The sequence below is a fragment of the Thiothrix litoralis genome, from assembly GCF_017901135.1.
GTDB classification, from domain to species: domain Bacteria; phylum Pseudomonadota; class Gammaproteobacteria; order Thiotrichales; family Thiotrichaceae; genus Thiothrix; species Thiothrix litoralis.
Map to the genome: position 1 here is coordinate 3,495,176 of NZ_CP072801.1, position 22,291 is coordinate 3,517,466.

The following is a 22,291-nucleotide window of genomic DNA, read 5'->3' on the forward strand; positions in this document are numbered from 1 at the left end:
TCCTCCTACTTGCTGATGCGGCGGGTGAGTATATTGAGCGATTTGCGCAAACGTTCCACCGCTGCACTGAGCGCCTGAGTTTTGTCATAGGCGGGCACGTTCACGGGCGTATCGGTTTCGCCCAGACTAAGGCGTTCGACCACCTCGGTCAGCTCATCCAGCGGGCGGGTGATATGCCGGGAGAGTCGGACAGCGACCAAACCAGAAAGCAGCAGAATCAGCGCACCCATGCCCAAGTATTTCCAGAAGGCAGACCAAACCGGCGCAAACACAACAGCGTTGTCAGCGATGCTGATCAAGGTGCCGATCGTGTGCTGGCCATTATTCAGTTTGACCGGGAAAGTGCTGATGAAACGTTCGCCTAGCTGGAATTCACTGGGCTTGCTGCCATCACCCAAACGGTCTTTGAGTTCCGGGTAATCGGTAAACAGGTTCGCGCCGGTTTTGAGGTCAGTGGGGCCGCCCCAAGCTTTGGTGGCATCGGGGTGATAGAAGTAAAAACCTTCAGGGGAAACAAACAGCAAGGTTTGGCTTGCACTTTGGGCATTTTTCACCAGCTCCACCACATCAGTCCCCAGTGTGTTCAGCAGGATCATGCCTTGCTGTTTCTTGTCGGTATCGAACAGGGATGTGCCGTAACGGATACTGGGACGTGGCGGGTCTTCCAGCACGCCGGGTGATTTTTCCTTGAGATCCAGTGGGGAAATATACACGCCGCCGTTGGGTTGCTTGAGGCTTTCGGTGACGAAATAGCGGTTCTTTTTATTCAACAATTTATCTTCGGGGATAATCGCGGCAGTGTCGCCGTTGAGACTGATGCGCACGATTTCCATGCCGTCGTTGTCGATCAAGCGTACCTGATCGTAGATGTGTCGGTTTTGGGAAAACTGGCGAAAACTGTTGCTCAAATTGGCCAGCATGAGTTTGCGGGTGGCTTCATCACCTTGTTTCAGGGCGGCCAGATACAGTCCGACATCGTTGGAATCGCGCAAATAGAACATATCCCCCTGCACGCCTTGAAAGAACATCTGTATTTGTTCGTTCACCAGCGAGAGCTTGCTGCCGCCTTTTTCGATAGCGTGCTGGTGTAGCATACTGGTGCTGGATTGCAGGGCATACCCGCCGATCAGCAGCAAAGGCAACAGGCTAACCAGCAACAGGGCTAATAGTATCTGGGTACGGATGTTATTGAGACGTAACGACATGGCGGAATCCTTATCCTGGGTGGTGAGTGGCGTTAGGGGTTGATGATCTGGTTTGCCTGTTGCTGAAATTGTTGCCGATCTGTATCCACATCAAACTCTGGCAGGAAGGCATCCAGCAAATGGGGCAAGTTTGTCTGGGTTTGGGCATATTGCTGTTTCCATGTCGCGAGTGCATCGCTAAATAACCAGTTGGCGGCAGGCCCTAGGTGGTGGATCAGCAGTTTTTGCAACGCCTCCAGTTTTTGCTGCGTCGCTGCGTTTATCGGCTCATCTCCTAGCAGCGGAGCGGGGGCGGGAGTTGTGACGAGTAAAGAGGGTGCAACAGGCGTGGCGGTTAGTACTGAGGTTGCGCGGCTATCAATGGTTTCCAGCCATTTGCTGATCAGCAGTTTAACCCGCAAGTGGGTCAGTGGCAGATTGAGTTTTATATCGGTCAGTAATAAAACAATATGCGCTTCCTTAATACGATAAGCCGCTAACATGCTGCCATCTTGCAACAGGTAAATTTCTTCATAGTTTTTATTGATGGAATGCGCGACATCAAATACTTGTTCAATCATTTGCAAGGCAGACAATAAGCTGCCGGATGAATCCTTAGGAAACGTGGATGCCATGATGGTTTGCTGATGGTAAATACAGCCGTTGTATACGCCTTGCAGTTCACAGATGTTTGCTAGCGTCTTGTCTATCATGTGGATCAGATCCCTCGGTTAATTCCAGTGTAATAGGGCATCGACTTGCTGGTTGATTTCATGCATACGCGAACGCGATTCGGTGGTTATGCCTAGCGATAAATTATCTTTGGAAATCATCAGGATATTGCCCGTTTGTGGGCTTTTGCAGATGGCGCCTTGAATGATGCCAAGCTGTGCTGATTCACCAATGGCGGGCAGCATTCCGGTCAGAAAGGCAATAAATTCATTGACTTCCTCCTCGTCAATGCTGGAATGCAAGACTTCACCCAGTTTATTGGTCAGGGTGAATCCGTTCACACCGGGAATATTAAGGACACCGGTTAACGTCTCTTCCTCTGGAATGGTGACACTCATGGCTTTTCCTTGTTAAGTATTTAGCTAAGCGTTTTCTTTATTATCGTTATTGTCCTTATATATAGCGTAAGTTTGAAAATTTCACAGGAAAAACTATAGGCTTGTCGTTGGCATCCTTCAACGATATGCCTTGAAAAATAAATACCCCCGCTTTTGACGGCGGGGGTTAGAGGAGTCGAAGCATGGTCAGGCATTTTATTGTTATTAATGTTTAAGCCTGCTCTCTGCCTCTTGGGGCTTGCTGATAAATACTTGTTGTTGTTTCGCTTGTTCTGACTGAGAACAGTATTGCAATGGCTGTGCCAAACCCGAGAATAATTTCAAGCCATTGAATATATAGAATTTGTTGTTTTTCATCGGCAAGCTGCCAAACCGTAACAGCGGCAATGTTGTCAAAAAACGACAGAGATGGCGGCAAAGGGTGACACAAGTGACAGCGCGAATAGCACAGGCAGCGTGCTAGACTCAGGCAATACCAGCCACCGAGAACAAGCCGATGAAAATGCACCTCATGCTATGCGGAATAGTCTTACTGCCCTTGCCATTACAAACCCAGCAAAAACGACTTTGCCGAAGCACTGGATGCCAGCCATTATCTGGTCGGCATTAATTGCTTCAACGGGGCATACATTGACATCCTCCCCTTCCTGAAGGAAGGGGATTCCTACTGCATTCAGCTAGATAGCTGACTGACTTCGGCGAGTTCCTGCTTCATCGAGAGGCGTAATGCCCCATCTCCACAGGCTAACAAGCGGTGTCCCCGCTCTTTGACATTGATCGCGCCGACCACATCGGCGTTATTTTCGTAGCCACATTCCACACACGCAAACACCGCTTGGCTCTGGCGGTTATCCGCCGACACATGCCCGCAACCGGGGCAGGTTTGGCTGGTGTACTGCGGCGGCACCGCAAACAGCATCCCGCCCTTCCATGCCGTCTTGTAATCTAACTGCGGCCGGAATTCCCTCCAACCTTGGTCAAGGATGGCTTTGTTTAAGCCCGACTTTGCCGCTACGTTCTTGCCGGGGTTTTCTGCCGTGCCTGCCGCTGATTTTGACATATTGCCTACCTGCAAATCTTCGACGAACACCACCGCGTGGTTTTGGCTGAGCGTGGTCGTCGCTTTGTGTAAGAAATGAAGCTGTTGAGCGGGGCGAGCCATGTGCCATCCGAGAACGTGGCAAAACGGGCGATGCCCAAGTCGATGCCGATGCTCGTGGTGGCGGTGGGGGTTGGCTGCTCCACTTCCCGTTGGGTTTGGATGCTGACAAACCATTTACCGCCCTTGCCGGACACGGTGACATTGCGTAATTCACCCAACACCTCGCGACTGTTACGGTAGCGTATCCAGCCCAGTTTGGGCAGGAAAAGGCGATTGTTACGCTGATCGAGTTTGATTTGTTTGGGGTCGGGATAGCGGAAACGGTCGCCGCTGCCTTTGCGCTTGAAGCGAGGAAAATCGGCACGTTTGGCAAAGAAGTTTTGGTAGGCCTTGTCCAAGTCCTTCAGGGCGTGCTGCAACGCCTGTGAGGGGGAATCTTTTAGCCACGCCTGCCCCGCTTCGCGTTTCCAAACGGGCAGCTTGGCTGCCATGGCCACGTAACCGATGAACTTTTCACCCGCTGCATGGTTGGCTTGTTGCAACGCTAACGCCTTGTTGTAAACAAAACGGCACGATCCCGCGTAGCGGCGTAGGTTGCGCTGTTGCTCGCCGGTGGGCTTCAGTTCGTATTTAAAGGCTTGGCGTCGTTGCATGAGATGAAGGATAGGTTAAAATCTCTGCCTTGTGCGCCTGAATCCACCGTAAATGCGGGTTTCAGCCGACAAACGGAAGAGGCGCAGCGATGCTGCCCTCGCTCTGCATCCTCGCTCTGAAGGACGAGGTTTTACGCGAAAGACGGATAAAAACCCCCGCTTTGTGGGCGGGGTTAGAAGAGTCGAGGTATGGTCAGGCGCTTTATTGTTATTGATGCTTATGCCTGCTCGCTACCTCTTGGGGCTTGCTGATAAATACTTTTTGTCGTTTCGCTTGTTCTGACTGAGAACAATTTTGCAATGGCTGTGCCAACCAAGAACATTATTTTTAAGTCATTGATAAAATTAAGATAATAAAATTTTCACTTGAGTGGAATGATTGTGTATAGCCCCGCAAACCTGTCAGAAAATGACAGGGCTGTCATTGCACCTGACAAACATGCCAGTTTGGGGAAATCGGTATATGATGAGCATCAACCGAATCTGAAAGGAGAACTCCATGATCCGATTTACCAGCCCCGCCGGAGCCAGCGTCTCAATGTTTGAGAAGGATGCGAAAGCGCTCATCCGCATGATGGGACACAGTGGCACTATCCCCAGCGCTATCCGCGCCGAAGATGTAGCCACCGCTCTGCAGCAACTGGAAGCGGCCTTGCAGACCACAGAAGAGAAACCTCAGGAAGCCCAGCCAGACAAACCGCAAGGGCAAGACGCAGAAGAAAAAGCGGTCAGTATCAACGTCCGCGCTTACCCGCTGATCGAGTTACTGAAAGCCGCGTCAGCCAAGCAGAAAAACGTCATGTGGGAAAAAGACAGCGCGTTTTTCTAGCGTTTGAGGATGTAACCATCCTGCGCCTTGAGGAAATTGGCGAATACCATCGGGAATTCCTCCACCACGGAGGTTTTCACCGCATCCAGCGCCAACAGCGCGTCGCTCCATGCCTGCATTCGCGTACTCAAGGCTATCTCCAGCGCGTAGCTTTGCTTCAGCAAGGCCAGACGCATGAACAGCGGTGCATACACACAGTCGACCAGATGGAACTGCTCACCGGCAAAATAGGGGGCTTGCTCGGCTAATACCGTATCCAGACGTTGCAAACCTTGCTGTAATGATTCGCGTGCTTCGTTAAACCCGGCCTCATCTTGCGCCGTCAACATACGGTGCTGACGCCCTAGCAATTCCGAGCAGAATTCTACCCATGCCCGTTGCCGTGCCTTTTCCAGCGGGTCAGCCGGGTGTAAGGCAGGTGGATAAACTTCATCCAGATATTCCAGAATCACCGCCGACTCAAACACAGGCGTGCCATCCACGACCAATACCGGCACTTTGCCCAGCGGGGACATGGCTTTGAACCAGTCCGGGGTTTCTTGTGGGTTGATGTGTGTAAGGGTGTAAGCGATGCCTTTCTGATTCAATGCAATGATTGAACGCTGCACAAACGGGCAAATTTTGAAACTGACGAGTTCCAGCTTTGGGGATTTGGACATGGGAAATTACCAAGGAAGTGGTGGCCGGAGACGGAATCGAACCGCCGACACGGGGATTTTCAATCCCCTGCTCTACCAACTGAGCTATCCGGCCACAGAGGGCGCTATTAAAGCGTTTTGCCTTTATTTTGTCAAGAACTAATGTTTCGGTTTTTTCTGCTACAATCCAGCGAACCCTTTACAACAACCCCAAGCGCCCCTGAATACATGGATTCCTACGGTCTAGTTTTATTTCTTCTCTGGTTAGCGACGGCGACAGGCTTGTTCCTGTTTGTGCGCTGGTTAAGCCGTTTCCTCATCAAGTTCAACCTGCCAAACGATACCCGTTTGCTGATCCTGATCGCTTTCAGCGGGGTCATGCTGGTTGCCGCCCTGAATTTCCTATGGAAACAGGAGGTCAAACAGCCCACGCCACCCACCACAAACAGCAGCACTGCACCAGACAGCACCGCAGACGCACAACAACCCCAAACCGAAATCAATCTGGATACTTACGAAAGTACCACCTACCCGGACCTGTACGGGCTACGTCAGGAAATGATCAAGCAACTGCAAGACCTCAACACGTTTTTCGCGCAGATCAACGACCTTGCAGAACGGCTACCCGCCCAACGCCGTTTCCTCCAGGACATCATCGACATCCGCTGGGAACGCCGCAAGCAATTACAACAAGCCTATCAGGCTATCGACCGTAGCCGCCGCGCCTTCTGGCTGCATTACCACACTGGCGAAGACCACTATGTCCGCAAAATGTTTGCGGAGGAGGCCGTGCGCCTGCAAAAACGTATTCAGGATGGGCTGGGCGACAGCCGAGAATTCCAGTTAGCGGAAGCAGAGGCCATCAGCAAGCACCTGCGTGCAGCCGATGATTTACTCAAAGCCGCCAAGCTTCCCACGCCCCAAAAGGGGCAATCCATCAACACCATTTTCCGCCCCTATAGCGACCAGAACCGCCAGACACTCATTGAACTTCTCACCCGCAAACAGGAAAACAGCATCCTCGTTAACTTGAAGCAGCTCCAGCAAGAAGAAAAGCGTGTCTACGACAAACTGGCTTACATGCAGCAATACCAACAGATCAACACCGACTTGCAGGAAGAAACCTATAGCTTGATCCTGGCCTGGAATCAGGCGCTGATCTATAACCAGTACGCCCAGTACCGCATCCTGTTTGCGACTGAAGCGCTGGAAACCACCCTGTTGCTGGGGGAAGCACCCGCCAACCGCGATTACGCTTGGCTACTCAAGGAGTTGCGGGAACTTTCCCCCAGTATTCTGGCGCAGGCAGTAGAAGAGCGCAATGTAGCTGCTTTCAGCTACAACCCCGCCATTGATAGCAAATACCGCAAGCCATAGCGTAGCGTTAAGGCTTAGTCACGTTCATCCCGGTAGAAATCATCGTCATCCGCCATGGCAGGCTGTTCGCGCTCACGGGCAGGTGTCGGAGCGGGTTTTGATGCCGGTTTGCTGGCGGAGAACATTTCTTCATGCAAGCCACGGGTCATATCATTGAGGGAACCGCCCTTCAAGCCGACTTCACCCAGCAAGCTTTCAATCAGTGGCACTTGGGCGCGGTAACGTAAGGCACTGTTAAGGCACTGTCCACCACTATCCGCTTGTAAAAAAACATCAGCGCGACACCCAATCCCAGCAAGACCAGTATACCGACGGACAGGAAAACGTAGAGATCAAAGTTCATGCATCCGCCCCGATGTGACAGCTCAATATAGGGAAGAGTAGTAACTGTTCACGGGGTTAAGTTATTGATTCATAACAGGCTGATTTTTAAAAAACTGCAAGATTTAGCCAATTTTAGATGAATTTCGTGATTTTTCAAAACTTAAGATTTCTCAACCAGTTGAAATTAAAAGATAAAATTTTATCGCTACCCCGTGAACAGTTACGGAAGAGTATACGCCAAATCCTGACGTTACGGCGCACTGGCGGTGAAACCCACCTCTCCGTTATAAATTCCCGCTGCGGGAATAACCCCGCCCGTATAGGTAAACGTCCAGTTCGCGCTGCGTTCGGTGATCAAACCGTCAAAGGATGTACCCGTCACATTCACCCCCGCCCCCGAACCAGTATCCGGGATCAACGGTGCTGGCAAACCACTGTCGCTGGACGTAACCGCAATGCGCGAAAACGGGATAGTCACCGCCCCATTACTCAACGGCGTATTGACCGTTGCCCGCAAGCTCACTTGCCCGGCATTGCTGCGCACCTCCACTGGCAACACGGCACTGGAAGCCGTCAAGGTGGGCACATCGCCCGCCCAATTCACCGCCACCCCATTCCCATTACTCAGAGGGCTAGCAACACCGGGAATCTGCAAAGCCGTATTAATCGCCACGGTATCAACCGTGTTGCTGGCGGTCGGGTACGCACCCGTTCCCACCCGCAAGAAAATAAATTTGCCGATATTGATCTCAAAATCCAAGCTAACACTGGCAGATACAGCCTCTGTTGGACCAGCACTATTATATTTCAGCTCGGCCTGTACTAACGTCAGTGGCAACAGACTCAAGATGGCAAATCCGAGCCGTTTCATTGGAAAACCGCATCCACTTTAAAGCTGCCATTATCCCAATCCAGCGTACCGTTACTACTGAGCGGGAATGCCACGGCTGGCACTGGCTGTTTATCAGCACCTTGCGGCGTGAGTGGCAAGGTACGGGTTTGCCCCGGCAAAATCGGCGTGCCTTCCGGGATCAGCTCCAACGACTGGCCTTTGGCATCCGTCGCACTCAAAGCGCCCTCCAAACGCCCGTGCCCATCACCTGTATTGGTGACGACCGCGACCGGAGTACGCTTACCCTTGATGTTTTGCACCGACACTTGTTTCATTTGCAGTTGCGGTTCTGCGCCATTCACCGCCACATACACGGCGACGGCGATACGCCCGCTGACTGGCAAACTCAAGCTGGCTCCGGCAGATTCAATCAGGGCTTTATGCGCAGGCTCCACCCCTTCTACCGCCACCATAAAGCGGCATTCACCACGCGGCGCATTGGCGGGCACATCAAGCTGAAAACGGAAGGATTTTTTGTTTTTTGCCGCCACCGTCAAGCTGGGACGTTCCAGCGTTACCCACGGGCGGCAGCTATTGGGCAACAATTCGTCGTAATAGGTAATATTGCCATCAGGGGAATACGTCCAGTCCAAGGTACGCAAGGATACCTCGGTTGGCGTCGCCCCTACGTTCTGAATCTCGATAGATTGCCCCAGACGTTTCCCCGCATTGGCTGTCACCTCAAAGCGTGAGGGGGAAACCGCCACTTCAAATGACCCGGCATTCACCGCAGACGTTGCCAGCACGCTAGCAAACCCGGCCATCAATAACCCCATTTTTTTATTATTATTCACGGTAAAACCTCAATTTCAAAATAAGACTCGAACCCAAAAGGTACGCCTGATGGCAAACGCAACGCAGCCAAATCAACTTGCATGGTCAAATCCAGCCGAGTGCTCATCCACGCCTCGCTGACGATGCCTGTCCACACCAACACACGATCACCGGGGCGACCTGTACCACTCTCAAACGGCGCATTCCCGCGCCATTCCACCAGCAAACCATTCGGGGACACCAAACCCGGAATACTGGCAGGAATCACATAATCAATACGTGCCTGCTTGCCGACGAAGTTGGCGGTGGCGAGCTTATAATCCACCTGCCCAAACTTCAGCACCACCTGCGTGGTATCCGGGATTTCAATGGCTTGAGGTGCTTCCACCCGACTCCGGGGAGAGGCAGAATCATCCAGCCGTTCACCCGCATAACTAGGTAACGTGATCACTAAGCAAGCGGCAAGCAAGCATTCACGCCAACGACCGTAACGGTTCATGGCATACTCCCGGTGAAGGTGACACGTCCACTGTATTGTCCTGCTGGATACAGTGTGGTATTCGCATATTGAAAAATCAGCACATTCGACATCTTGACGCTGGTGTTGAAGAAAGAATAAGTAGCCAGAATCTGGCTACTTGAGCCGTTGAATGTACCGTTTTGAATATCAAGGGTTGGATAGGTCGCATTATGATTGTACGATATCCAACTGATAGTATTAAACGGAATAATGGTCATGCCACATCCGCTGCCCGCGACACAGCTTAACCCCGCAGCCGAATCGACGTTTAGTGTAACCTGAGCAGTTTCCGGCATTTTAGCCGTCAGGTGAACCGACATTCCGCCAGCCGGGCTGGTAGCTGCGGTGTTCGCCGTATCGCTGGGTATGCCGGTTACTAGCACGGAATTGGAGCTGATGCTTGCATTGCTCACATCAAATTTAACGCTATTGATCCTGCCAAACAGGGAAGAACCGACTTGCATCGTGATTGAGCGTTCGGGGGTTAACTCGCTAAACGTAAACACCGCCGACGCTTTTGGAATCAGCACCAGTAACAGTAGCAGACCCACAACCACACGCCCCCACGCCCGCAGCCACTGGTCATGAAGGTGTAAAAAGCGTATGGCTGAGATCATCACAAACCTCTTACAATGTAGTCGCAGTATAAGTGGTCGTTTGTACATGTGTACCCGCAGCCGCATTTGCCAAGGCAGTACCTAATACAGAATACGTCCACGTCGATGACAACAAAGTGTTCTTAGCCATGGTGGTCGTACCGACGCAGGCAGTCGTTGCTCCGGGGTGCGCTAATGTACCACCAGCACTACTCACGACACTGACATCACTGGAAGCCAAACCCTGAGCCCCAGTAAACATAGTATCTGCCGTCGTCGCACAGGTCAGGTTTGCACCGCCTAGTGCATTAGTCCAACCGAAAGCGATCAATGACTGGCTAGCTGGGTCTGCAAATGTCGGGGCAACACCATCCCACGTAGCGGCCTTACTATTACCATCAGCGCCCATAGTAGAACCGGGGGCGGAACTAATATTAGGCTCGGCGTTAAAAATCAAATTATCAGCGGCTGTACCCGCAGCTCCCACCCGTAACAAAATCAACTTCGGCACCTTGACCGTTACCTTGGTTTTTGCTGTCGCTGAAACAGTACCTGTACCAGATTCATTGTACCCATAGGTACTTTCCGCTGTAGCAGTGCCTGCTGCCAGCATCGCGCCAACAGCTAATACGAGGGGAAGTTTTTTCATCATTTTCATAGTGATTACCTTATTTTATTTATTCATCAGTATTATCAATTCGACACTGCTTAGTCATGCTAACGTGCCATTTGGTTCACTGCGCCGTCATTCACCAACCTGCACCACCGGGATGCGGGCGCTGACCTGACCGCGCAAGGGAACATCGACACTCAACGCTTCACCCAGTGAAGCCCCCCAAGGCAGCGGGATACTGTCAAGGTTGAGTGTTAGCGGGTGGCTACCTGTTGCCACCTGCGAAAATGTAAAGTATCCAAGATTATCCGTAGTCGTGCGATACCGCCCATCCAATAGTACTTCGACCCCCGGCACACCGTGCTCACTGGCCTGTTGTTCACCATCGCGGTTGGCGTCATAAAACACCACGCCTTTAATACCGCCTGCGCCATTTTTGCCCGGTTGCCGCGCCCCCATTGTCGAGTAGGACGAGCCATGACTACCCTGCCAACCAACATACAGGTAAGCCGTCTTGTCATTGGAACGGCTGACCTGCGACCCAGCAAGCGGGCTGTCAATATCGACCCGCGCCTCATTGACACTTGCTGACGCCCCGACATGCCAACCATCCCCGACCTCGTAATCGCTGGACACCGTGCCCGACAACCCTTGACTGGTAGCAAGATTGCCGGTGCGCGAGCTGTAACGCAGGTTGCCCGCGATATTCCAGTCCGCATCCAGCCATTGCCGCGCAGTCACACTGGCCGTCGGGTAGGTTTGTTTGTCACCATTGCTGCGGTCATGCGCCAAGCCTAGCGTGGTGGTCAATTCCGGGCGCATGGTTTCATATTTACCCGTTATCCACTCCTGTTCCCACTGGAGTTCATCACCCGTTGCTGCCGCCCCGTTGTTCACCAGCGTTTCATTGCGGTGCAAGGTGGCGCTGACTCGGCTACGCCCCCAGTCCTTGCTTTGGGTCTGGTAAAAGGCCGTGCCACGGGTACTGCGTGAACCCGCTGTATTCAGCGAGGTTGCCGCCTCCACATCCGTATTGCTGACATGCAGTGTCCCACCGACACTACTACGCCCATCCAGACGGTATTGCGCATTCGCATCCACACTGACCCGCTGCGAACGCCCCCCGGTGGTGGCATGATCTGGGTTATAGTGTTCCACATCCACCCCACCGCCGACATTCAAACGGGTATCGTCACGGTCAATGCGCCAATAAGCCCCCCGGTTATTCGAGGTCAAGCGGTTATCACCAAAGCGTAAATCGGGTTCGGCATTATAAATCCCTGCTTCATGACGGTAATGCCCATCACGTATCCCCCCTTCCAGAAAGACACCACGGGCGTCGCTACCCTGCCCGCCTGATCCCTCGGTCTGGCTTTGCACAAAGGTGACCCGTGCTGTTTTATCCCCATCCGCCTGTAAATCGCGCCCATAACGGGCTGAAGTAGCAATACTACGTACCGTCTCAGCCGCCTGATCAAACCCTAACTCAAGCCCCTTGGCTTGGTTTATTTGCACGCCTGCCACCACCTTATCAGTGAATTTATGGGTATAGCCCAACCAAGCAACATCCCCTTGCGTCGTCTCAAAACCGGGGTAAGGCCCGCCAGCCAGTTCGCCACGTTTCCCCGACCCGGCACGCAAATCAAAGGTATTGTTGTAAACCCGCGTGCCAACCCCACGTACCGGGCTGGTTCCCAACGACAAGCGATAACTACGCCCAAAGGCATCGGTCACTTCACTGCTAATGTCACCTACCGACGTATCCGCAAGGGTTTCCGGGGTGACAGGCAAGCCAAGATTACGCGCGGTCACACGCATGTTTTGCTGTTCGTTTGCACGGGCAAAGGCGCTGACACCGATGCCATCAGCCCCGCTGTTTTGGGTTCGCACATCCACTTGCCCGACCATTTCACCGTAATTTTGGGTCTCAAAACGGTATTCCCCACGCACTCCGACTTCGCTGGCCTGACTTTTATTGATACCGGTCGCCTGAGATTCTGCGAAACCCACCCGGCTTTCCAATGAGTAACTACGGAAGCCCTCCGGCTGCTCCGCTTCACTAGCCGCATCGTCACTTTCACTCAGCTCAGCGCCAGAGTACATGACCTTATCCTGATAGGCTTTCGGTTTGCTTTCAAGCAGTTGCTGCAAGCGTTCCTGCTCGGCTTCAAAAGGGCTCAGTGATTGGATGGTGGCATTGGTAGTGTGATTCTGGACAGTCACCGCAGCAAGTGAGGCATCAGGTGCAGCGAACGCAACTTTACCCGCAGCCAATAATGCCACACAGCAAAGCGTATGCCAGCGCACACAACGATTACCTCTTAACATGCCCCAATGCCCTTATTTTATTTTCCCAGAAATCATTAATTTATTTTATAGTAAAATATTCTCACTACTACACAGGGAGAGTCAAGTAAAAAACCGATAGCCAGCAGCGAATATTATCGCCTTACAGCGTCGTAATTGTAGTCACAGCAGCAGGCGGCAGAAGGGGATCAATAGCAGGCAATACCGGCTGGCTAATCAAGACATTGCCAGCGGCTGAATCAACATTGACCTGTCCCTCAACTCCGGCGGCAGAAACCCGCAACAGCGTGCGCACCGGCACATTCACCACCAGCCTGACCGTTGCTGAAGCACTCGCCGCCCCGCCGTCACCTCGATACCCAACAGCATCACCCGCCTGCAAAGATTGACAAGCAAGCATCACAAACGCCACAGCAGTGAACCCTGATGCTATCTCGATATATTTGTGGTCCATGAACTTCATCGCTTGCTCCCTCGCTTTATCAGGTTCAGTTGAGATTAAGTTATTCTTATGGTAAAGCTGAAAATTACTGATGACAAGCCATCTGGGCAATACTCATTCAGCTTGCAGTCAGCCAGTCGCCATACCGCACAACTATCCCGACAAGTGGTCAGCGCAATGGATAGAATGGGCTTGTGTTGCAACGACTGGAGTTAAGTGTTAGGTAGTGAATGCATCGGAGACACCGCGACGTGCAGCAATGGCGACAAGCTAGAACGCGGTGATTTCTACCGCAACCTCGAAGCAAAGCTAGGCATTGCCCAACGCGCCAAACAGAAAAAGCGCGTGAAAGCGATTCATGCCAAGATCAAAAACAAGCGCAACGATGCGCTACAAAAGTTCACCACCAAGCTGGTGTGTGAGGATGATACGCTGGGTTTCATCATGCGTAATTTGCATAAGGTGCAGGCAGGGCGCGGCGTGAATGCCCCGGAACACCAGAAATCCCCTCGGTGGTCTTCGAGGAGTTGCTGGTGAATGCGTTGATACACCGGGATTACCTGATTGATGCCGCCATACGGATTTTCATCTACGACAACCAGGTAGAGATTATCAGCCCCGGTCATTTGCCGAATAACCTGACGGTGGCCAAAATCCGTAGCGGGAATGCGAATAGCCGTAACCCGATTCTGGTGTCGTATCATGGCTTGGGGTCGGGGATTCGGCGGGCATTGGGGGTGTACCCGGACATTGATTTTGAGGATGACCGGGACGGGAATTTGTTTAAGGTGACGGTGTAGCGTCATCAACCAAATCCCTGAAGGAAAATACACCATGACAGCCGTAGAACACCGGGTCTATACCGCCGCCCAAGTCCGCCAACTCGACCACATCGCCATCCACGACGCAGGCATCCCCGCCTACACTCTGATGTCACGCGCCGGGCAAGTCACCTTCGACTAACTCCGCGCCCGCTGGCCTGACGCCCGTTCACTCAGCATCCTCTGCGGAACAGGCAACAATGGCGGGGATGGCTACGTCATTGCCCGACTAGCCTTACAGGCAGGCTGATAAATCACCCTGATTTCGCTGGCGGATGTATCGCGCTTGCAAGGTACAGCCCAGCAAGCCTTCCACGACTTGAACTTCTCACCCGCAAACAGGAAAACAGCATTCTCGTTAACTTGAAGCAGCTCCAGCATAAGGCTTAGTCACGTTCATCCCGGTAGAAATCATCGTCATCCGCCATGGCAGGCTGTTCGCGCTCACGGGCAGGTGTCGGAGCGGGTTTTGATGCCGGTTTGCTGGCGGAGAACATTTCTTCATGCAAGCCACGGGTCATATCATTGAGGGAACCGCCCTTCAAGCCGACTTCACCCAGCAAGCTTTCAATCAGTGGCACTTGGGCGCGGTAACGTAAGGCACTGTCCACCACTTGCTCAGCAAGGTTGCTGCCGCCCCCGCCGTTACCATTACCGTTATTACCCTCACCCCCTGAGCCGCCATTGCCACCACCACTGGAACGCCCCATTGCGTTGTTCAAACCGTCGATGTGCATGATCTTGATGCCCTCGATGTTTTCCATCGGGCGCACACTTTCGCGGATAATATTCGGCAACTGGCGCACAATTTCCATTTTGACCTGCATGGCAATCTGGTCGTTGGAGAGCAGGTTGGAAGCCTCATTCAGCGCCCGCTTGCCCGCCGCTTCCACTTCGTAACGCAACTGGGCAGACATCGAGGCCAGCTTCTCAACATCCGCATTGGCCTCGGCAATGATGTACTGGCGACGCGCTTCTTTCTCTGCACTAATCAGCTCAACGACCTTGGAACGTTCGGCTTCAGCACGTTCGCGGGCGGTACGGATTTCTTCGGAAATTTTCTCGAACTCGGCCTTGACCTTGTTGGTTTCGATCCAAGCCATCGACACTTCGCGCTCCAACGCCGCTTGCTGGACATTCACCGATTGCTGGGCGCGTTCGATCAGGAGTTCTTTTTCAATGTTGATTTCTTCGATCTTGCGCTGGGTTTCGGCTTCGTTTTCAGCTTTTTGGCGCTTGCGTTCGTTCTGCGCGACGACTTCCTTGTACTCCATCTCTTCTTTTTTGATGGTGGCTTCAAGGTTGCGCTGTTTGATGGCTACCGCTGTTTCTTGCTCAATATTATTGCGGCGCTTGGCGTTATCGGAGGTGACTTGCTCCAAAATACTTAAGCCCTTGGCGTCAAAGGCATTGTTAGGGTCAAAGTATTTTCGGTCGGTTTGATCCAGCCCTGTCAGAGAAACCGACACCAATTCCAAGCCATTTTTGCGGAACTCGGCATTCACCGCATCTTCTACATTGTGTTCAAAATCAGCACGTTTTTGGTGTAACTCATTCAACTCCATCCCCGCTGCCACTGAGCGCAACGCTGCTACGCACGGTGCTTCAAACGCCTCTCTGATGGCTGCCAAGTCCAAGGTACGCAAGCCCAACGCCCGTGCTGCCATGCTGATTGCTTCAGGGCGTGCTTCTACCCGTAAGAAAAACTCTGCGGTCACATCCACCCGCAAAGGATCTTTGGTAACAAGCGCTTGCTCCATTTCACGGGTAATTTCAATTTTGAGGGTTTGCATGTTGATTGGCATCATTTCATGCAGCACCGGGAACGCAAAAGCGCCGCCGCCCATGACAACCTTCTCGCCACCCAAACCAGTACGCACGTAAGACGTGTCTTTCTGCGCCCTCTTGTAAAAAAACATCAGCGCGACACCCAGCCCCAGCAAGACCAGTATGCCGATGGACAGGAAAATGTAGAGATCAAAGTTCATGCATCCGCCCCTATATGACAACTCAATATAGGGAGGAGTATACGCAATATAATCACGGTACGCTGGAAACCCTTCATCAGTCGTGCGCGAGATACCCCTGCCTTTAGGCATGGGGAGGGATAGCGCGTCGGCGACAGCCGACCCTCTTCTCGCTCCTCCGTTTGGTTTGCTATCTTCGGTTGTTGACTCTTCACGAAATATACGATATTTTGTGAATAATGAAAACTAAACGCGCCTACCAATTCCGATTCTACCCAGACCCACAACAAGAAACGTTGCTGGCTCAGACGTTCGGTTGTGTGCGCTACGTTTACAACAGCATCTTGCGTTACCGCACGGATGCCTACTATCAGGCTCAGGAAAAAGTTGGGTACACGAAAGCGAGTTCCCAACTGACTGCCATCAAAAAACTGCCTGAAGCTACTTTCCTGAACGACGTTTCCAGTGTTCCGCTGCAACAATGCTTGAGGAATCAGCAAACGGCGTTCAAAAACTTCTTTGAAGGTCGGGCAAAATACCCTGTCTTCAAATCTAAAAAGCACCGCCAATCGGCTGAATTCACGTACCGCGCGTTCAGCTACCGTGACGGTGAATTGAAACTGGCGAAGTGCGATAAACCGCTGAATATCAAGTGGAGTCAGGCACTTCCGGCTGACCCCACCACGGTTACTGTTTCCAAAGATCAGGCCGGACGCTATTTTGTGTCTTGCTTGTGTGAATTTGAACCCACGCTGTTGCCCGTCACCGATAAAAAGGCAGGCATTGACGTGGGCATCAAGGATTTGTTCGTTACCTCTGACGGTTTTAAATCCGGTAATCCCCGCCACACCGCACAACACGCGGCTAAACTCGCGAAGTACCAACGCCGTCTTGCCAAGAAGACACTCGGCAGCAAGAACCGGTTGAAAGCTAAACGCAAGGTCGCCCGTGTTCACGCGAAAATTTCCGATGACCGTTCGGACAACTTGCACAAGTTGTCCCGCAAACTGATTAACGAGAACCAAGTGGTTTGTGCTGAAAACCTCGCCGTGAAGAACATGATTAAGAACCCAACGTTAGCCAAGCACATTGCGGATGCAAGTTGGGGTGAGTTCACTCGCCAGCTTGCGTACAAAGCTGGCTGGTACGGGAGGACATACGTTGAGATAGGGAGATTCTTCCCGTCCACTAAACGCTGTTCCTGCTGTGGGTTCGTGAAAGAAAACATGCCGCTGGACGTGCGATCGTGGGAGTGCCCCGAATGCGGCACAACCCACGACCGTGACGTGAATGCAGCACGTAACATTTTAGCCGCCGGGCTGGCGGTGTTAGCCTTTGGAGAGAATGTTAGTGGCGATGGCATTTCGGTGTCGTCGTCCTGTTCTCGGTGAATTAGGAATCCCCCGGCTTTAGCCGTGGGGAGTAGTCAATCTTGATTCCGTTGCGTGGATTTGTATGCAGGCTATCCCGTAGTGATTAATCATCACTCCATGAAACCCGAACGTGCTTATTGCCCCAGCAACGCCTTCTTCAAACTCGCCTGCACCGGGTTTTCACCCAGCCAAATGCCAAACAATGCCTGTTTGAAGTCATTGCCCGCAATCGTCGCGGATGGTTTGCCATTCTTGATAATGACCACGTTGGTGGGTTTGTAGACGAAATCGTACACGTCGCCTTCTTTGATTTCTTCCTTGAACACGCCAATCAACTGCTCGATACGCGGCTGAATAGCCGGATCAGCAGTGGATTTCTTAAAGCCTTCCCGCACCGCTTCTTCCATTTTTTCACTGGTGATCATGGACGAGGTGACTTCGAGGCGGATAGCCGTCGGCGTGTCGCTAGCCAAGATGGCAGCCGCATCGGTGCTTTTAGCCTGCAAATACAGTCCGGCGGTGTAAAGGTTGAAAAATGCCTTGGTGCGGATGCCTTTGCCATTCAAGGTCAGGGCTTGCCCGGCAAGGGTTTGCTGGGCGGGAAAATTGTCGGCTGCTTGCCCGATAACAGGTAACAGACACAGTAACGCCAACCAGAATTTCAACAGGGTACGCATACCTTCCTCCTCATTTTTTGCTGTGATGATAACCACTTATCTATACCACGTTGGTCTGGGCAGGGCTAGCTGTTAGACTGGGCGTAACCCGATAAACCATTGATAAAAATAACGCCATGAATACCGGACTTCTTATTTTCGTTTCCCTGTTGGGTGGCCTGCTGCTGTGGGGCATCCTGCTGTATAACCAATTGGTTGCCCTGAAAAACAATACCGAAAAGGCTTGGAGCAATACCGACGTGTTGCTCAAGCAACGCAATGCCGAGTTGCCCAAACTGGTGGCGGTGTGCAAAGAACACATGCAATACGAGCAAGAGACGCTGCAAAAAGTGATGGAAGCCCGCAACCGGGTAGCCAGTGCCATGCAGTCCGGCGATATGGGCGCGTTGGGCGCGGCGGAAAATACGCTGCGTATTGGCCTCGGTAATCTGTTCGCAGTGGCGGAAGCCTACCCGGAACTCAAAGCCAGCGATTCCTTCCAGCATTTACGCGAACGCATCAGTGGCTTGGAAGACAGCATTGCTGACCGCCGTGAGTTCTATAACGATTCCGCCGCGTTCAACAATACCCGCATCGAACAATTCCCGGATGTGGTAATTGCCAAAGCCTTCAGCTTCAAGCGTTTCCGCCTGATGAGTTTTACTGCCGAGGAAACCCGCGATGTCGATGTGGCCGCCCACTTCCAACCCTGAAGCAGATGGCCTGAACTGGTATCAGGTCGCGGAAAACCAGCGGCTTGCTGTGCTGCGCCGGGGGGGCGTGATGAATCTGGCGGCAACGTGGGGTTTTGCCATCGCGTGGTTGGCAGGGTGTTATTTCCTGTATCAGCGGGTGGGGCAGGAATGGCTGTTGTTGCCCGCCACTGTCAGCCTGTTGTTTTCCCTCGGTCTATTTCGGCGTTACCGTTTGATTGTGGATACGCCCACTTCGCGCCTCAGCAGCAGTGCGCAAGGTTATGTGGAATTGCGGGGTACAGCGTTGTTACCAGCGGGAGAAAGTTTCCGGGGTTTACCGCACCTGCCCGTCACCGTTTGGTTGCCGGGTTATGTGGAAGATGAGCCGTTTGTGCTGGAAGACGAACATGGCTGTTGCCTGCTTTACCCGGAACATGCTGAAATTGTGACCCGAACCGGTGATAACCACCTGTTTCTATTACACGCCATTTACCCCGGACAAACCTTGTATGCACTCGGTGAGCTGTACACCCAGCGTGCCGACAACCTGCAACTGGATCGGCGCGAACGGCTGGCGGCCTTGTTGGCGGAATGGAAAAGCGACCAACAGCAGTTACTGGAGAATTTCGACGCCAACGGCAATGGGCAGATCGACCCGGACGAATGGCAAACCGTGCGCCAAGCTGCGGAACAATGGGTAGCGGAAGATCTGCGTGAACAGCAGCGTGCGCCCGGTACGCATGTGATGGCCGGGGCGCAAGCCGGGCAGTTATTCCTGATTACCAATATCCCGCCGGAAGAACTGGCGCGGCGTTATCGCTGGGCAGCATGGCTGCACTTGGGGTTTTGGCTGGCGGTGTTAATGAGTACGCACATTCGCTGAATATGATCTTCAATTTAGCTGATACCTGATTTTTGATTGTCCTACAATGCGGCTTTATTTTTGTAGTGCACAGTTATAAGTTATGGAATCTTCAGCATCTATTGAAATAGCCAAACAAGCATTGTTGACATTTGGCTTGATTTTGGCAGTCGGCTCTTTTGTTGGCATCCTCGCCAAAAAGTTGAAAACGCCGGATGTCGCCATCTTTTTATTGGTCGGAATGCTTCTGGGCCCTGAAATGTTGGGTCTGATAGACATCAAGGCAGATTCAGCCGCCAACCAACTGATTTTGATTTTTGGTTCGTGTTACATCCTGTTCGATGGCGGGGCTTCACTCAAGCTCAAGGTGTTGAAGGAAGTGTGGTTGACCGTGGTTATTCTGGCGACCTTAGGGGTGCTGATTTCCATGTTGGTCACGGGTGTGGTGGCGTACTGGATTTTGGGCATACCGTTCATTATCGCGTTATTGCTGGGGGCGACCATTGCGTCGACTGACCCTGCGACCTTAGTGCCAGTGTTCCAGCAGGTCAAAATCCGTGAGCGGGTGGCGCAAGCGGTCATGAGTGAGTCAGCTTTCAATGATGCAATGGGGGCGATTGCGACCTTCACGGTATTGGGCATTGCGGCAGGCCATGCAGAGTTTTCCTTGTTCGGTTCGATCGGCGAATTGCTGTGGCAGTCTTGTTTGGGGATTTCTGTGGGGGGTGTGCTCGGCTATTTGGCAGCGGTACTGATTGCCCATGAACGTTTCAGTTTCTTGCTGGAATACGCGCCGTTGGTGACGTTAATGGCCGTGATCGGTGCTTACATGGGGGCGGATGGTGCTCATGCTTCAGGCTTTATGGCGGTGTTTACCTTCGGGATTATTCTGGGCAATAAGGATATGTTCGGCTTTGCCATGCGTGAGCGTGAAGCGGAGCGGATGGAAGATTATATCCTGACCACAGCATTGATCATGCGCATGTTTATTTTCATCTTGCTGGGTTCACAGGTGAACTTCACCTTGATGAATGAATACTTGGTGGGTGGGGTGATTATCGTGCTGGTTCTTATGTTCATTGGTCGCCCGCTAACGGTGTTTGCCTGTGCGGCACTCGACCCTAAAGCTAAGTGGACACGCAATGAGTTGCTGTTTATGTGCTGGACACGTGAAACCGGGGTTATTCCGGGCGCGTTGGCGGGTATGTTGGTGGGGATGAAAGCACCGGGGGCGGATGTGGTGGCTTCAGTCACCTTCATCGCTATCCTGATGACCATCCTGATCCAGGCCACGACCACAAAGTGGGTGGCCGGGAAACTGGGGATGCTGGAAGAAGGCTAAGCGTTGGTTAGTGTGGAATCCACTTAAACAGGAATTCCTTTTTCACCAGCACCCACACCAAGGCGATCAACCCGAGATGAATGCCGGTGTTGAGCCAGAAATTGTCATACCCCGGCAGCGGGGTATTGGCAATCGCCAGCAATAGAAAAACGTGGATGAAGAACACATACAACGAGGCTTGCCCCAAAGGGATGAACAGCCAGCCCAGTGCCTGGTTGATCGGCTGCCAGCAGCGTGTCATTAGCGCGTAAATCGCCACGAACAGTACCACGGCATTAATCAATCGCCCGATCCCCAGTGTGCTTTTGGGGAAGTATTCGTTGTACAGGTACAGAAAGGTATCCGGCGGCACGAAGTGCAGTTTTGCCCAGTCAGGGAATTGGTCCAGCGGATGGTTCCAAGTGAGCAACATGAACCCTACCGCCAAGGCGATGCAGGCATACACCAGACGCTTGCCCCAATCCGTGGCGAAAAACGCCATCAGTTCTTGCTTGTAATAACCTGCCACCATGCCATGCACATAAATCAACTGCCAAGTCAGGATGGGAAACGCGTATTCAAACTGCGCATTGGTGGGGCGGAAAGACGGGTTTGCGCCTAGATTAATCAAGTACAACACCCAGCTTAACCCCAGTAACAAGCCAGTTTTTTGCTTGCTGATCATGAAAAACACCAGCGGCGTGAACAGGATGAACATGGAGACATACATGCCAATGATCTGGAACTGGTGGGGGCCAATCTGCAACAACAGCGCTTTGCTGATTACCTGAAAAATACTGGCATCCATCGGCGGGTAAAGCTGGAAGGTTTTGCCACCATACGGGTCGTGGAAGGTGGTAATGATGGTGCTGTCGATCCACGGCAGGTAGCGAATGGCGGCCACGATCAAAATCATCACCACACTGATGCGGTACAAACTCACCGAACGCTGGATCAGACCCGGCATGACGGCGCTTAAACCGTCCCGTTTCATCTTTTTGCCGTACACCATCCCCACCACAATGCCGGAGAGGATGACGAAAATCTCCGCCGTTGATACCACGCCGATGCGTTCCCAACCGATAAACATCAAGGCTGAAAAGTATTCAAAATGGCTGGCAAACAGCAGCGGGATAACAAAGCCACGCATCAGGTCAAGGCGCAAATCACGGGTCGCGCCCGTGTCGGGGTAAGCCCAACTGGAGGGGATCAGCTCGGAAAAAGAGCCTGAGGCTCGCAGGGTGTCTGTCGTCATGGTGTACCGCCATTTATCAG

General features: G+C 52.5%; 24 protein-coding genes, 1 tRNA gene and 2 pseudogenes. 8 read left to right on the top strand and 19 right to left on the bottom strand.

Features of this window, described 5'->3' with window-relative positions:
- Window positions 1–5: 5 nt before the first annotated feature.
- The 4 genes and pseudogenes from J9253_RS16890 to J9253_RS21360 form a co-directional block, all read right to left on the bottom strand.
- The gene (locus J9253_RS16890) at window positions 6–1,205 is read right to left on the bottom strand and encodes a HAMP domain-containing protein (RefSeq protein WP_210222060.1); all 1,200 of its coding nucleotides are present in this window, start codon (window positions 1,203–1,205) and stop codon (window positions 6–8) included.
- Window positions 1,206–1,237: 32 nt separating this feature from the next.
- On the bottom strand, window positions 1,238–1,897 hold the full coding sequence (locus tag J9253_RS16895) for a hypothetical protein (RefSeq protein ID WP_210222061.1): 660 nt from the start codon (window positions 1,895–1,897) through the stop codon (window positions 1,238–1,240).
- 18 nt (window positions 1,898–1,915) lie between these two features.
- On the bottom strand, window positions 1,916–2,254 hold the full coding sequence (locus tag J9253_RS16900; protein WP_210222062.1) for a hypothetical protein: 339 nt from the start codon (window positions 2,252–2,254) through the stop codon (window positions 1,916–1,918).
- Between the two features lie 673 nt (window positions 2,255–2,927).
- Window positions 2,928–3,997: pseudogene (locus J9253_RS21360) on the bottom strand (RNA-guided endonuclease InsQ/TnpB family protein); the annotation flags it as partial.
- Between the two features lie 511 nt (window positions 3,998–4,508).
- On the opposite strand from J9253_RS21360, the gene J9253_RS16915 reads away from it, so the two are divergent.
- The gene (locus tag J9253_RS16915; protein ID WP_210222065.1) at window positions 4,509–4,838 is read left to right on the top strand and encodes a DUF1840 domain-containing protein; all 330 of its coding nucleotides are present in this window, start codon (window positions 4,509–4,511) and stop codon (window positions 4,836–4,838) included.
- Here the strand turns inward: J9253_RS16915 and J9253_RS16920 are convergent.
- Both J9253_RS16920 and J9253_RS16925 read right to left on the bottom strand, forming a co-directional pair.
- Window positions 4,835–5,497, bottom strand: coding sequence for a glutathione S-transferase family protein (locus J9253_RS16920; protein WP_210222066.1), 663 nt, complete (start codon window positions 5,495–5,497; stop codon window positions 4,835–4,837). The genes J9253_RS16915 and J9253_RS16920 overlap by 4 nt on opposite strands.
- An 18-nt stretch (window positions 5,498–5,515) precedes the next feature.
- Window positions 5,516–5,591, bottom strand: a tRNA-Phe gene (locus J9253_RS16925).
- A gap of 113 nt (window positions 5,592–5,704) precedes the next feature.
- Between J9253_RS16925 and J9253_RS16930 the strand changes: the two genes are divergently transcribed.
- Window positions 5,705–6,853, top strand: a complete 1,149-nt coding sequence (locus J9253_RS16930; protein WP_210222067.1) for a hypothetical protein — start codon at window positions 5,705–5,707, stop codon at window positions 6,851–6,853.
- Window positions 6,854–6,867: 14 nt separating this feature from the next.
- On the opposite strand, the gene J9253_RS16935 is transcribed toward J9253_RS16930, so the two are convergent.
- From J9253_RS16935 to J9253_RS16975, 9 genes are all read right to left on the bottom strand, one after another.
- Entirely contained in the window at window positions 6,868–7,062 is a 195-nt protein-coding gene (locus tag J9253_RS16935; RefSeq protein WP_210222068.1) for a hypothetical protein, read from the bottom strand.
- Window positions 7,053–7,196, bottom strand: a complete 144-nt coding sequence (locus tag J9253_RS16940) for a hypothetical protein (protein WP_210222069.1) — start codon at window positions 7,194–7,196, stop codon at window positions 7,053–7,055. Before J9253_RS16940 ends, J9253_RS16935 begins: the two co-directional genes overlap by 10 nt.
- A gap of 231 nt (window positions 7,197–7,427) precedes the next feature.
- A complete protein-coding gene (locus J9253_RS16945) occupies window positions 7,428–8,048 on the bottom strand; it encodes a hypothetical protein (RefSeq protein WP_210222070.1) in 621 nt (206 codons plus the stop codon).
- Window positions 8,045–8,863 (bottom strand): fimbrial biogenesis chaperone, encoded by an 819-nt coding sequence (locus tag J9253_RS16950; RefSeq protein WP_228291411.1) that lies wholly within the window; start codon window positions 8,861–8,863, stop codon window positions 8,045–8,047. The genes J9253_RS16945 and J9253_RS16950 overlap by 4 nt, the downstream gene beginning before the upstream one ends.
- Complete coding sequence (locus J9253_RS16955; RefSeq protein WP_210222071.1) at window positions 8,860–9,342, bottom strand: hypothetical protein; 483 nt, start codon at window positions 9,340–9,342, stop codon at window positions 8,860–8,862. The genes J9253_RS16950 and J9253_RS16955 overlap by 4 nt, the downstream gene beginning before the upstream one ends.
- Window positions 9,339–9,980, bottom strand: a complete 642-nt coding sequence (locus J9253_RS16960; RefSeq protein WP_210222072.1) for a hypothetical protein — start codon at window positions 9,978–9,980, stop codon at window positions 9,339–9,341. Before J9253_RS16960 ends, J9253_RS16955 begins: the two co-directional genes overlap by 4 nt.
- 10 nt (window positions 9,981–9,990) lie before the next feature.
- Window positions 9,991–10,617, bottom strand: coding sequence for a hypothetical protein (locus tag J9253_RS16965; protein WP_210222073.1), 627 nt, complete (start codon window positions 10,615–10,617; stop codon window positions 9,991–9,993).
- A gap of 87 nt (window positions 10,618–10,704) precedes the next feature.
- On the bottom strand, window positions 10,705–12,900 hold the full coding sequence (locus J9253_RS16970; RefSeq protein ID WP_210222074.1) for an SdrD B-like domain-containing protein: 2,196 nt from the start codon (window positions 12,898–12,900) through the stop codon (window positions 10,705–10,707).
- Between the two features lie 121 nt (window positions 12,901–13,021).
- A complete protein-coding gene (locus J9253_RS16975) occupies window positions 13,022–13,342 on the bottom strand; it encodes a hypothetical protein (RefSeq protein ID WP_210222075.1) in 321 nt (106 codons plus the stop codon).
- 219 nt (window positions 13,343–13,561) lie between these two features.
- On the opposite strand from J9253_RS16975, the pseudogene J9253_RS21365 reads away from it, so the two are divergent.
- Window positions 13,562–14,121, top strand: a pseudogene (locus tag J9253_RS21365) (ATP-binding protein); the annotation flags it as partial.
- 34 nt (window positions 14,122–14,155) lie between these two features.
- Entirely contained in the window at window positions 14,156–14,284 is a 129-nt protein-coding gene (locus J9253_RS21190; RefSeq protein WP_266097350.1) for a hypothetical protein, read from the top strand.
- 71 nt (window positions 14,285–14,355) lie between these two features.
- Here J9253_RS21190 and J9253_RS21020 read toward each other — a convergent pair whose 3' ends face one another.
- Both J9253_RS21020 and J9253_RS16995 read right to left on the bottom strand, forming a co-directional pair.
- Window positions 14,356–14,523 (bottom strand): hypothetical protein, encoded by a 168-nt coding sequence (locus J9253_RS21020; RefSeq protein WP_228291412.1) that lies wholly within the window; start codon window positions 14,521–14,523, stop codon window positions 14,356–14,358.
- Window positions 14,524–14,528: 5 nt separating this feature from the next.
- Window positions 14,529–16,130, bottom strand: a complete 1,602-nt coding sequence (locus J9253_RS16995; protein WP_210222077.1) for a flotillin family protein — start codon at window positions 16,128–16,130, stop codon at window positions 14,529–14,531.
- A 218-nt stretch (window positions 16,131–16,348) separates the two neighbouring features.
- Here J9253_RS16995 and J9253_RS17000 point away from each other — a divergent pair, with 218 nt between their 5' ends.
- Window positions 16,349–17,500: an RNA-guided endonuclease InsQ/TnpB family protein gene (locus J9253_RS17000; RefSeq protein WP_210221241.1), complete on the top strand. Its 1,152-nt coding sequence runs from the start codon at window positions 16,349–16,351 to the stop codon at window positions 17,498–17,500.
- Between the two features lie 116 nt (window positions 17,501–17,616).
- Here J9253_RS17000 and J9253_RS17005 read toward each other — a convergent pair whose 3' ends face one another.
- Window positions 17,617–18,159 carry a chalcone isomerase family protein gene (locus J9253_RS17005; RefSeq protein WP_210222078.1) on the bottom strand — a complete coding sequence of 181 codons (543 nt, stop codon included), beginning with the start codon at window positions 18,157–18,159 and terminating at the stop codon, window positions 17,617–17,619.
- A gap of 116 nt (window positions 18,160–18,275) precedes the next feature.
- Between J9253_RS17005 and J9253_RS17010 the strand changes: the two genes are divergently transcribed.
- The 3 genes from J9253_RS17010 to J9253_RS17020 all read left to right on the top strand — a co-directional run bounded on the left by J9253_RS17010 (window position 18,276) and on the right by J9253_RS17020 (window position 21,037).
- Window positions 18,276–18,851 (top strand): LemA family protein, encoded by a 576-nt coding sequence (locus J9253_RS17010; protein ID WP_028488779.1) that lies wholly within the window; start codon window positions 18,276–18,278, stop codon window positions 18,849–18,851.
- Window positions 18,820–19,716 (top strand): EF-hand domain-containing protein, encoded by an 897-nt coding sequence (locus J9253_RS17015; RefSeq protein ID WP_210222079.1) that lies wholly within the window; start codon window positions 18,820–18,822, stop codon window positions 19,714–19,716. The genes J9253_RS17010 and J9253_RS17015 overlap by 32 nt, the downstream gene beginning before the upstream one ends.
- A gap of 82 nt (window positions 19,717–19,798) precedes the next feature.
- Window positions 19,799–21,037 carry a cation:proton antiporter gene (locus tag J9253_RS17020; protein ID WP_210222080.1) on the top strand — a complete coding sequence of 413 codons (1,239 nt, stop codon included), beginning with the start codon at window positions 19,799–19,801 and terminating at the stop codon, window positions 21,035–21,037.
- Between the two features lie 7 nt (window positions 21,038–21,044).
- Here J9253_RS17020 and opgC read toward each other — a convergent pair whose 3' ends face one another.
- Window positions 21,045–22,271 carry an OpgC domain-containing protein gene (gene opgC, locus J9253_RS17025; protein ID WP_210222081.1) on the bottom strand — a complete coding sequence of 409 codons (1,227 nt, stop codon included), beginning with the start codon at window positions 22,269–22,271 and terminating at the stop codon, window positions 21,045–21,047.
- Window positions 22,272–22,291 lie beyond the last annotated feature (20 nt).

Coding starts and splice junctions, on each gene's coding strand:
- J9253_RS16890 (WP_210222060.1), bottom strand. CDS start 1,205: ATGTCGTTACGTCTCAATAACATCCGTACCCAGATACTATTAGCCCTG.
- J9253_RS16895 (WP_210222061.1), bottom strand. CDS start 1,897: ATGATAGACAAGACGCTAGCAAACATCTGTGAACTGCAAGGCGTATAC.
- J9253_RS16900 (WP_210222062.1), bottom strand. CDS start 2,254: ATGAGTGTCACCATTCCAGAGGAAGAGACGTTAACCGGTGTCCTTAAT.
- J9253_RS16915 (WP_210222065.1), top strand. CDS start 4,509: ATGATCCGATTTACCAGCCCCGCCGGAGCCAGCGTCTCAATGTTTGAG.
- J9253_RS16920 (WP_210222066.1), bottom strand. CDS start 5,497: ATGTCCAAATCCCCAAAGCTGGAACTCGTCAGTTTCAAAATTTGCCCG.
- J9253_RS16930 (WP_210222067.1), top strand. CDS start 5,705: ATGGATTCCTACGGTCTAGTTTTATTTCTTCTCTGGTTAGCGACGGCG.
- J9253_RS16940 (WP_210222069.1), bottom strand. CDS start 7,196: ATGAACTTTGATCTCTACGTTTTCCTGTCCGTCGGTATACTGGTCTTG.
- J9253_RS16945 (WP_210222070.1), bottom strand. CDS start 8,048: ATGAAACGGCTCGGATTTGCCATCTTGAGTCTGTTGCCACTGACGTTA.
- J9253_RS16955 (WP_210222071.1), bottom strand. CDS start 9,342: ATGAACCGTTACGGTCGTTGGCGTGAATGCTTGCTTGCCGCTTGCTTA.
- J9253_RS16960 (WP_210222072.1), bottom strand. CDS start 9,980: ATGATCTCAGCCATACGCTTTTTACACCTTCATGACCAGTGGCTGCGG.
- J9253_RS16965 (WP_210222073.1), bottom strand. CDS start 10,617: ATGAAAATGATGAAAAAACTTCCCCTCGTATTAGCTGTTGGCGCGATG.
- J9253_RS16970 (WP_210222074.1), bottom strand. CDS start 12,900: ATGTTAAGAGGTAATCGTTGTGTGCGCTGGCATACGCTTTGCTGTGTG.
- J9253_RS16975 (WP_210222075.1), bottom strand. CDS start 13,342: ATGAAGTTCATGGACCACAAATATATCGAGATAGCATCAGGGTTCACT.
- J9253_RS21190 (WP_266097350.1), top strand. CDS start 14,156: ATGACAGCCGTAGAACACCGGGTCTATACCGCCGCCCAAGTCCGCCAA.
- J9253_RS21020 (WP_228291412.1), bottom strand. CDS start 14,523: ATGCTGGAGCTGCTTCAAGTTAACGAGAATGCTGTTTTCCTGTTTGCG.
- J9253_RS16995 (WP_210222077.1), bottom strand. CDS start 16,130: ATGAACTTTGATCTCTACATTTTCCTGTCCATCGGCATACTGGTCTTG.
- J9253_RS17000 (WP_210221241.1), top strand. CDS start 16,349: ATGAAAACTAAACGCGCCTACCAATTCCGATTCTACCCAGACCCACAA.
- J9253_RS17005 (WP_210222078.1), bottom strand. CDS start 18,159: ATGCGTACCCTGTTGAAATTCTGGTTGGCGTTACTGTGTCTGTTACCT.
- J9253_RS17010 (WP_028488779.1), top strand. CDS start 18,276: ATGAATACCGGACTTCTTATTTTCGTTTCCCTGTTGGGTGGCCTGCTG.
- J9253_RS17015 (WP_210222079.1), top strand. CDS start 18,820: ATGTCGATGTGGCCGCCCACTTCCAACCCTGAAGCAGATGGCCTGAAC.
- J9253_RS17020 (WP_210222080.1), top strand. CDS start 19,799: ATGGAATCTTCAGCATCTATTGAAATAGCCAAACAAGCATTGTTGACA.
- opgC (WP_210222081.1), bottom strand. CDS start 22,271: ATGACGACAGACACCCTGCGAGCCTCAGGCTCTTTTTCCGAGCTGATC.